This window comes from Acidovorax sp. HMWF018, from assembly GCF_003061035.1.
Classification (GTDB): Bacteria; Pseudomonadota; Gammaproteobacteria; order Burkholderiales; family Burkholderiaceae_C; genus Acidovorax; species Acidovorax delafieldii.
This window is the reverse complement of record NZ_QAIM01000242.1, coordinates 1-8,361: the sequence shown is the minus strand read 5'-3', so window position 1 is coordinate 8,361 and position 8,361 is coordinate 1. Positions and strand designations below refer to the sequence as shown.

General features: G+C 65.5%; 10 protein-coding genes. All 10 read right to left on the bottom strand.

The genetic code is table 11. The features are described 5' to 3' along the window. Window positions 1-338, bottom strand: a 338-nt coding sequence (locus DBR23_RS30405; RefSeq protein ID WP_233250349.1) for an ATP-binding cassette domain-containing protein, incomplete at its 3' end; no start/stop codon positions are given. Continuing rightward, window positions 335-760 (bottom strand): transcriptional repressor, encoded by a 426-nt coding sequence (locus DBR23_RS08685; protein ID WP_099730289.1) that lies wholly within the window; start codon window positions 758-760, stop codon window positions 335-337. The genes DBR23_RS30405 and DBR23_RS08685, both read right to left, overlap by 4 nt. A gap of 200 nt (window positions 761-960) precedes the next feature. Continuing rightward, on the bottom strand, window positions 961-1,503 hold the full coding sequence (gene msrA / locus DBR23_RS08680; RefSeq protein WP_108497974.1) for a peptide-methionine (S)-S-oxide reductase MsrA: 543 nt from the start codon (window positions 1,501-1,503) through the stop codon (window positions 961-963). Window positions 1,504-2,185: 682 nt separating this feature from the next. Next, a complete protein-coding gene (locus DBR23_RS08670) occupies window positions 2,186-2,974 on the bottom strand; it encodes a DNA adenine methylase (RefSeq protein WP_108497972.1) in 789 nt (262 codons plus the stop codon). Beyond that, entirely contained in the window at window positions 2,928-3,134 is a 207-nt protein-coding gene (locus DBR23_RS08665) for a Com family DNA-binding transcriptional regulator (RefSeq protein ID WP_108497971.1), read from the bottom strand. Before DBR23_RS08665 ends, DBR23_RS08670 begins: the two co-directional genes overlap by 47 nt. A 154-nt stretch (window positions 3,135-3,288) precedes the next feature. Continuing rightward, window positions 3,289-3,510 (bottom strand): hypothetical protein, encoded by a 222-nt coding sequence (locus DBR23_RS08660; RefSeq protein WP_108497970.1) that lies wholly within the window; start codon window positions 3,508-3,510, stop codon window positions 3,289-3,291. Next, entirely contained in the window at window positions 3,503-5,395 is a 1,893-nt protein-coding gene (locus tag DBR23_RS08655) for a hypothetical protein (protein ID WP_108497969.1), read from the bottom strand. Before DBR23_RS08655 ends, DBR23_RS08660 begins: the two co-directional genes overlap by 8 nt. A gap of 9 nt (window positions 5,396-5,404) precedes the next feature. Beyond that, on the bottom strand, window positions 5,405-5,839 hold the full coding sequence (locus tag DBR23_RS08650) for a hypothetical protein (protein WP_108497968.1): 435 nt from the start codon (window positions 5,837-5,839) through the stop codon (window positions 5,405-5,407). Next, window positions 5,836-7,200 (bottom strand): hypothetical protein, encoded by a 1,365-nt coding sequence (locus DBR23_RS29925; RefSeq protein ID WP_199227667.1) that lies wholly within the window; start codon window positions 7,198-7,200, stop codon window positions 5,836-5,838. Before DBR23_RS29925 ends, DBR23_RS08650 begins: the two co-directional genes overlap by 4 nt. After that, on the bottom strand, window positions 7,200-8,361 hold a 1,162-nt coding region (locus DBR23_RS08640; RefSeq protein WP_108497967.1), incomplete at its 5' end, for a hypothetical protein. The genes DBR23_RS08640 and DBR23_RS29925, both read right to left, overlap by 1 nt.

The following is an 8,361-nucleotide window of genomic DNA, read 5'->3' as shown; positions in this document are numbered from 1 at the left end:
CGCGGCAGCCCGGCTGCAAAGTACGCCAGCGCCAGGTTGTCCGCCACGGTGAGTGCGCTGCTGAGGTACAGCTTTTGCGGCAAGAAGCCAATGGTGCGCGCGCGCCAGGCATCGATCTCGGCCCCACGCTGCGTGCCCAGCTGGGTGCCCGCCACAAACAGGTCGCCGCCACTGGCACCGCGCAGGCCGGCCATCAGCGCCAGCCAGGTGGATTTGCCGGTGCCCGAGCGCCCGCGCAGCAGCAGCGTGCCGCCTTGGCGCAAGTCCACATCCGGAAAGCTCAGCGGTGCGGCGCCGCCTGTAGCATAGGTGTAGGAAAGCCCCCGGGTGCGGATCATGCGGCAGCGCCCTCTGCCGGGTGCGCGCAGTCGGCACAGCGTCCGTGCACGGCAACGTCCACTGCCAGACTCTCATGCCCCGCAGTGGCCAGCGCCTGCAACACCTGCTGGAGCGCCTTTTGCACCTTGGCAGAACCCTGCGACAGGCGGAACTGGCGGTGGCAGTCGTCGCATTCAAACCGCGGTGCCGCGCCCTCCTCCCCCTGTGGGGCCAACGCGTAGCGCGTCACGCGGCCGGCATCGATCTGTTTGTGCAGCAGCCCTGCGGCAGCAAAACGGTCAAGCATGCGGTAGACCGTAACCTTGTTGACCGCAACGCCCGCTGCAGCCAGGGCCGCCTCGACCTCGGGCTCTGACAGGGCCGCATCCGGCCGGGCTTCGTAAACTGCCGCCAACGCCCGTGTGGCGCGGGTGGCGCGCATTCCGGGGGGAAGCGACCAAGGCTGGGGACGTTGAGGGGACGGGGAAGACATGGGTGGTGCGGATGAACTGCGCATAACGCAATCGGGTTGCATTATGCCTGCCTGCAGCCTCGCTCTGAACGAATTTGCTCCCTCCAAGCATTGAACCCAGAGCGCAAGACTCGGATCCCGCCCCTCTGGCAGCCGCCAGCGCGTCAGCGTCAGCCCTTCAAATACCGCGCAAACGTCTTCCTGAACTTCTCCACCTTCGGCCCCACCACAAACGCGCAGTACCCTGCATTGGGGTGGTTGGCAAAGTAGTCCTGGTGGTAGGCCTCGGCCGTGCTGTAGTTCTGCAGCGGCTTCACCTCGGTGGTGATGGGTGCGCCAAGCAGCTTGTCTTGCGACATCTGGCGGATCATGGCGTTGGCGATCTCGCCGTGCTCGGGGTTGTCGTAGTAGATGCCGCTGCGGTACTGCGTGCCCACATCATTGCCCTGGCGGTTGAGCGTGGTCGGGTCGTGGGTGTGGAAGAAGATTTCCAGGATCTCCTCCAGGCTGATCTCGTCGGCATCGAACGTCAGTCGCACCACCTCGGCGTGGCCGGTGTCGCCCTGGCAGATCTGCTCATAGCTGGGGTTGATGGTGTGGCCGTTGGTGTAGCCGCTTTCCACATCGGTGATGCCGCGCACGCGGTCGAACACGGCTTCGGTGCACCAGAAGCAGCCGCCGCCCAGGGTGATGGTTTGTTGGTTGTGGGCCATGTGGGAGGTCTCCATGCAGTTCGGGGGAAAAACGTTCACGGCATGGTACGCGCCCTCACCCGCCGCAGTGCGGGCGGGGGCATTGGCCTTTATCCCTTGGGGGGGGGCTACTCGTACTGGCGACCCTGTGCTGAAGCGCGCCGCGATATTTGAGCCGCCCGAGTTGCGATAAATGCCCCTGGCAATCCGTTTCGCGGCACGAAAAGGAATTGCGCAAAGTGTACGCTTGGGGGATGGAACCCCCAGGCATGTTCAGAACGGTCGGCGCCCCCGGCAGCGTGAGAGCAAACTCGGACAGGAAGCAAGCCGCATGGCCTTGCAGACTTGTTGAACTGCGCTTCTGCGGCGTCTACTTGCCATCCGAGCTGATTCTCAGCCGTCCCCTCCACACCGGCTGGATAGTGAGCAAGGACACTGGAGTGGGTGAACGGATCTGTACCTTCTATACGTCCGCCGACCTCGACGGACCCTCACCCCTCCCTCCGCTGACCGTGCACCTGGGAGACGGCAAAGTCCGCCAGAACCAAGACGGGACCTATTTGATCCACGGGAGATCCTGCGACGCAGGCTACCTGAGCGAATGGCCCCAGACCTGGTTGTGCGGCCCGGGCTCCGAGGTCGTATCCGCTGCCGTTCGTGGAATGACCGCCTGGCTCAGGGCTCGATACACGGGGCAGTGGCGCTAGAAGAGCCCAGCGGGCTCGACCGTACGGTCCCAGTTGTAGATCACCAGTTCGCCACGCTCCACGCGATTGGCTCCGCCGCCCACGGTGTAGTCCAGCTTCAGCTCCTCCATGTCGTACCCCGCGAAGCACGTCCGAATCGCTGGGTGATCGTTGATACTGACCACCGCCTTGCCCTTGATCTGCTTGAGTTTGGCGGCCATCAGCTCGTACTGCTCCCATGGGAACGGCACACCATAGCCCTCTGTCTCCCAGTAAGGAGGGTCAAGATAGAACAGGGTATGCGGGCGGTCGTAGCGGTCGATGCAGGTCGCCCAGTCCAGGTTCTCGATATAAGTCCCGGCCGCCAGGCGCAGATGGGCGGCCGACAGGTTCTCCTCGATGCGCAGGAGATTGATGGCCGGGGCGGTGGTGGCCGTGCCGAAAGTCTGGCCAGCGACCTTGCCGCCGAAGCTCTGCTGCTGCAGGTAGAAGAACCGGGCGGCGCGCTGCACATCGGTCAGCGTCTCGGGCCGGGTCTCCTGCAGCCACTTGAACACCTGGCGGCTCGTCAGTGCCCATTTGAACTGGCGCACGAACTCCTCCAGGTGGTGCGTCACGACGCGGTACAGGTTGACCAGGTCACCATTGACGTCATTCAGCACCTCGACGTCGGCAGGGTTGCGGGCGAAGAACACCGCCGCCCCGCCTGCGAAGACCTCTACGTAGCAGCTATGGGCGGGGAACCTGCTCAGCAGCAGGTCAACGAGACGGCGTTTGCCGCCGATCCAGGGAATGATGGGTGCCATGGTGGGTTCCAGTTACGTTGGACGCTCCATGGCGCTCTGAGGTGGGGCTCTCGGCCCTCAGTGAATTCATGACCCCGCAGCGGGGGCACTTGATGCTCAGCCGGATGTAGACACCCTCGCCGAGTTTGCGGCTGCATGCGCCGCATCGAATCTCTTCCATATTTGCAAGCCTGTTTCTCTGTACGAAAACTCTGATAGGCTCGACGCGCTCTCGCGAGAGTGGCGGGTCTTGCCTGGCTTGCAGGTCACTTCTGCAGGTTGGGGGCTTGGCCAGGTGTTAGCGCACTTGGCCAGGTCGCCCGTCTTTTATCGATCTACCCCTCGGCCGACACATACGTCAGCGTCGGCGCACCTCCTTCAATGAGTCCAGCACGCACAAATACGCGCTGGCCTACGGTGCCCTCTCCCCGGGCCTGGAGCACCCCACCGCCTGGTTGCGTGATGATTGCCACGCCCCCAGCGATGGAGGTGATCTCGCCCACTTCCAGGGGCTGGTCTGGCATCAAGTCCATGAACTCCCGGTAAGCGTTAGGCATGGGTCTCGATCTCCAGGGTCTGACGCAGTCGCGGGCGGCTCCACTCGATGGACGTGCTGCGCACGATGCCCATCACCGGGGTGTCACCCAGGTAGCGGATGAACTTGCCCGGCACGATCACGCCGGTTTCGGGCAGCACCTGCATGTTGAGCGTGATCCGCTCTTGCTTGCCGGTGTCCGACAGCTCGGCAATACCGCGCTGGCGATGGGCGTCCGGGTGAGTGATCAGGGCGTGGTTCACCTGGGGGGCGATCACGTTGCCCGCTGTGCCCGCCCTTGTGAACGGACCAAACACCCCCACGCCGATGCCGCCGAGGAACACGCGGTTGTATGCGGGCTTGTCGATGTATTCGGTGCCCTCGACCTCGGCCGCATCGGCCGGAATCTCAAAGTCGGGAGTGATGCTGTCCCAGTACCAGGGCGCCAGGGGATAGCGCGGCAACACCCGCAGCGTGGCGGCTGTGTTGTGGGGCTGCACGTACCCACCAGCAGCTCCTGCGATGTCATTGATGGCGTCGATGTAGTTGCCCTGGATCGCCCAGGCCCCAGCAGGCACCAGCCAATCTTCCAGGCCCCAATCCACCGTCCAGCCCATGGGCACGCCATTGACTGTGAGCACATCGGCGATGAGCTGCTGGGCCGTGCGGTCGACCAGGTTGCGAAAAGACTGCTTGGGAGCGTCGGCCGAGCCCAGCACCGAGGCCTTGCCCTTGCCAGATACCGCCCAGCGCGTGGGGCTGAAACGCCGGTCCCGCGACTTCGCTTCCAGCCGCAGGCGGAACTCCACCCCATTGACGAACACCGCGAGCTCGGCCGGATCGCCCGCGCTGTCGCGGCCCAGGTGGTCCGCCGCATCGCTGTGCAGCGTTGCCGTCCAGGACCAGGTCCAGGACTGGTGGTCCAGCGACATGCTGAAGCTGTAGGCGCGCAGCTCGGCGCCTGTGTCCACCCGGTGCAGGGTGATGTTGTTGATCACGATGTAGGTCCTCCGTACTGGGACAACGATGGTTTCGCCTGGCTGCGGCCCCGGCCCATGCCTCTCGCACACGAACACCAGGTTTACGGGTTGGCTGCTGTCAGCCAGCTCTTCAAACACCAGGTGCGCAGGCAGGCTGGGCACGTAGCACGGGTCATCGACGGGCGGCTGCACGGGCTTGCTGATGCCTGGCAGTGGCTTGCGGGCCTCTTCGTACCGCGAGGCCCACACCCGTGACAGCGGCACCGCACGGCCAAAGCTGCTGAGTACTCCGGCTTGGCGGCCCAGTGCCTCTTCAAAGCGGGCTTGCACCAGGTGGCGCAGGCGGGTGGCGTCTTCAAACCGCTGCAGGACCGGGGCTGCTGCCAGTGGCTGTGCCCGCTGCATGCCCTGCAGGGCCATGGAGCGCAGGCGCTCGGCCTCTTCAAACCGCTGCAGGGCTGGGGCGCTGCCCAGGCCTTGCGCCTGCTGCATGACCTGGCGCACGACAGCCGCCAGGGGCTGTGCCTGCTGCCAGCGCGCCTGGTGGGGGGCGCCCACAGTGCGGCCGTCCTGCCACACAGCCTGCACGGCTGCATGCACGGGCTGAGCCTGCTCATACCGCACCTGGGTGCTCGCGTGCACCGCCCGGGCATCCTGCCAGCCGCTCACCGTGGTGGCAGCGAGGGGCCGCTCCACGTTCACATCGAACAGCACACCGATCCGGCCGCGCAGGCCCGTGAGGGTGCCCGCCGCCCGCAGCCTGGTCGCCACGCGCACGCCGATCCGCCCGCGCAACCCGGTGATCGTGCCGCTGGCCAGCAGCTCGACCGCACCAGGCGGCAGGCCGCTGTCGTCGCCAAAGACGATCTCGACAGGACCACCCGAAGGGTTCGGGAGCTGACCAAAGAGCAGATCGGTGCTTGCCACGGCCTGGCCTTATGTGAGCGAGGTGGCGCCCAGGAGCACCAGGCCACCGGCCTGCAGCAGCGGGCTGGTCTCACCAGGTGGCGTGACGCCCCCGGCCACCCAGAAGTCGCCGCCATTGGCCTCATCTGTCACGCTGCCCTCGGCCACGATGGCGCCAGCGCCGTTGACCCACAGCGCCCAGCGCGGCAGGCCCGTGCTCATCACCAGGGTGCCATCGGGGTTCGCGACATGCAGCACCAGCGCACCACCCACGATGGAGGCGCAAGGCACGGCCAGCACCACCTCGGCTTGCGGCAAGTCGCCTGCAGCACCATCCAGGGCCGCGTGCCGAGCGGTGGTGTAAAGCTGAATCTTGCTGGGGCCGGGGCCAATGTCCGCCGTCGCGATGACGGCCTCCAGCTGGGCCAGGGACAACACGGGGCCAACCCGGAAGGTGCCGCTCATGACAGCACCTCGGGCGTGAGCTTGTTGGCCGCCACAGGCCGGAAGTTGCCCGCCGCGTCTTCGGCCAGCGTCAGAAACTGCTGGCTGGTGTCGATGCCAGTGAATGCGAAGGCACCCGTGACTGGATGGCTCCACGTCTCACGAATGGGCAGTTTGCTGCGCTGGTGATGCAGCACCACGCGGGCCTTGGTGGGGGTATTGGGCGCGCCCTTGGTCTTGGTGGTGCCGTAAATGGTGCCGGGTCCACCGAACTCGGTATCTCTTGCCTGCAGCACCCTTGACCGGGTTGTCGCGCTTGTCGGCACCTGTGCGCTGGCCGCTGACAGCAGCGAGCGGGGAGCTGATGCCATCACGACCGACTCGGCAAACAGATTCGTGCCCGACTCGCTGTCCCATGCGGTCGCTCCAGATGGGATTACTGCACCCAATTCAGCGGCCGTGGTGAGCAGGACTGCTCCGGCAGAGGCACCCGATGAGCTTGGGGCCAAGAGATCAATGATGTAGTCGGCGCCCACTACAAAATTCGGCAGGAGAACTTGGGGCGACCAGGCCCCCCCGTTCTTCTTGATCGCCATGTAGCCGGTGGCGAGGTCCACGTCGTAGTAAGCGGTATCCCCAACCACTTTGGGAGCGCCGGGATTTGGACTCACGGTAATGATGGATGCGGTCGGGTAGTAGTACAAAGAGTCGTTTTCACCGTAGAGCAGCCAGTGTTTCCCGACGGTGTAAGTCCCCCACCCACTCAGGGCGGCCAGCCCGCCAAAAAAGGTCTGCGGCGGGTTCACCACGCTCAGCCGCAAACCAAAGACGCGCCGTCCGCTCGAGCGCGGCGCATTGGTACGGACAATCCCAGAAAAGTTGCTCCCTACCCAAGCTTCGCGGCCGAAGATTGCTGCGGAGCCCCCCTTGCTCGCGGCATCCCAGTCCGAGGGGGAGTCAACCCGAAACTTCGGGTCATTGGGGGTCCACTGCCCCGCACCGGGATAGATCACCCGCCCAAAGCTCAAGTCGGTGGTCCAGGCTGTCCCGTTGGTCGAGTATTGCAATGTGGCCCATCCGAGGAACTCGGCCAGGCCTGCAGCGGCGATGCGTGGGTATGGGTCGGTCACTGCAGCGCCGAAGTCCCAGGACAAGAAGAACCCGCCCGAGCGCACCGCGCTTGCACTGAAGCGCACCAGGGTGCTCGCATCGGCGTCCTGCAGGGCCGCCAGAGTCCCCGAGGCCGGGGCATGGCTGCAGGTGAGCGTCGCGGTGCTGTCCACACGGGAGCCCGCGATCAGCCAATGCAGCCCGCCCAGCTCCAGGGCTCCTTCTGCGTAGGCACGCAGGCCCACTAGCCTCCAATACCGTGCAGAGGCCATCAACGGCTCCAGTTGCCTGTGATGTCGAGGAACACTGCACCAGGAGTGACGCTTCCGGACGGAGGCGCGACACGGATCGCCATGAGGCGACGCCCGGCCAGGTCATCGGTACCGTCCACGATGACGCCAGAGGTAAACGCACCGCCACAGTCCTGCACGGGATGCAGGAGCCCGGGTAGCGTGCCTCGGATGCCCATGGCATGCAGCTCCAGAACGCTGGTCAACAGGCCATTGTTAGGACCGTTGGGATACGTGCCCAGCGAATACCCCGCAGTGCCTGCATAGACATCGGCTGTGGACCCGTTGTGGTGAGCGCCCAGGCGCTGCATGGCGATCGACTGCCCGATTGCCGTGTGCGATCGCACCATGTAAGCGCCAGAGCGGGCACTGCGGTGCGACCAGCCGCAACACCCATCCGACACCGTGGTCGCAAAGGTTTGGTCGGCCTGGTTGCCGGTGACCAGATACCCGTAGGCGTCGCCGCTTTTAAAGCTGGCGATATCGCCTGCGAACAGCAGGGTGAAGCGGCCTGCACCGGCAGGGTCAGCCGCCAGGTAGAACGCACGCTCGTCGGCGACCAGATACCAGGGCCGCGCCGTGGCGTTGGCCACGCTGCTCTTGGGCCAGTACAGACCGCCCGCGAGCTGACTCTCCAGCGGCGTTGGCCCAGCCCCGGTCGACACGTCGGTCATGCTCTCGTAGGCACGCACGCGGGCATTGATGGTGCCCGTGTCATCCACCCGCAGGACGCAGCCGGTGGCCTCGGGCACGGTGGGCTTGACGCACAGCACATTAGCAAGTGCACCAGCAAACAGCTCCTGCCAGCCTGCAGCCGCCACCTTGTGGGTGATGGTGCCGGTGGCCGCGCCGTCTGCGATGCCAGGCGCGGCATAGGTCACGGCGTTGGTGGTGATGGAGAGGATGCGCTTTTGCCCATTCAGGCCTGCAGGCGTTGCCCCTGCGAACTGGCTCACCGAGCCCACGCGGTAGGGGTGCGCGCCCGGAAAAGTGGCGGTGGCGATGCCCGCTGCCACGGTGAGCGTCGCCACGGCGCCAGCACCGAAGCCGTCAACCAGGCAGGCTTTGACCAACGCGCGCAGAGCGCCAGCGGAACCAGAGAGGACGGGGGCGCCCGTCATGGCGGAGTCGAAGGTGTAGATC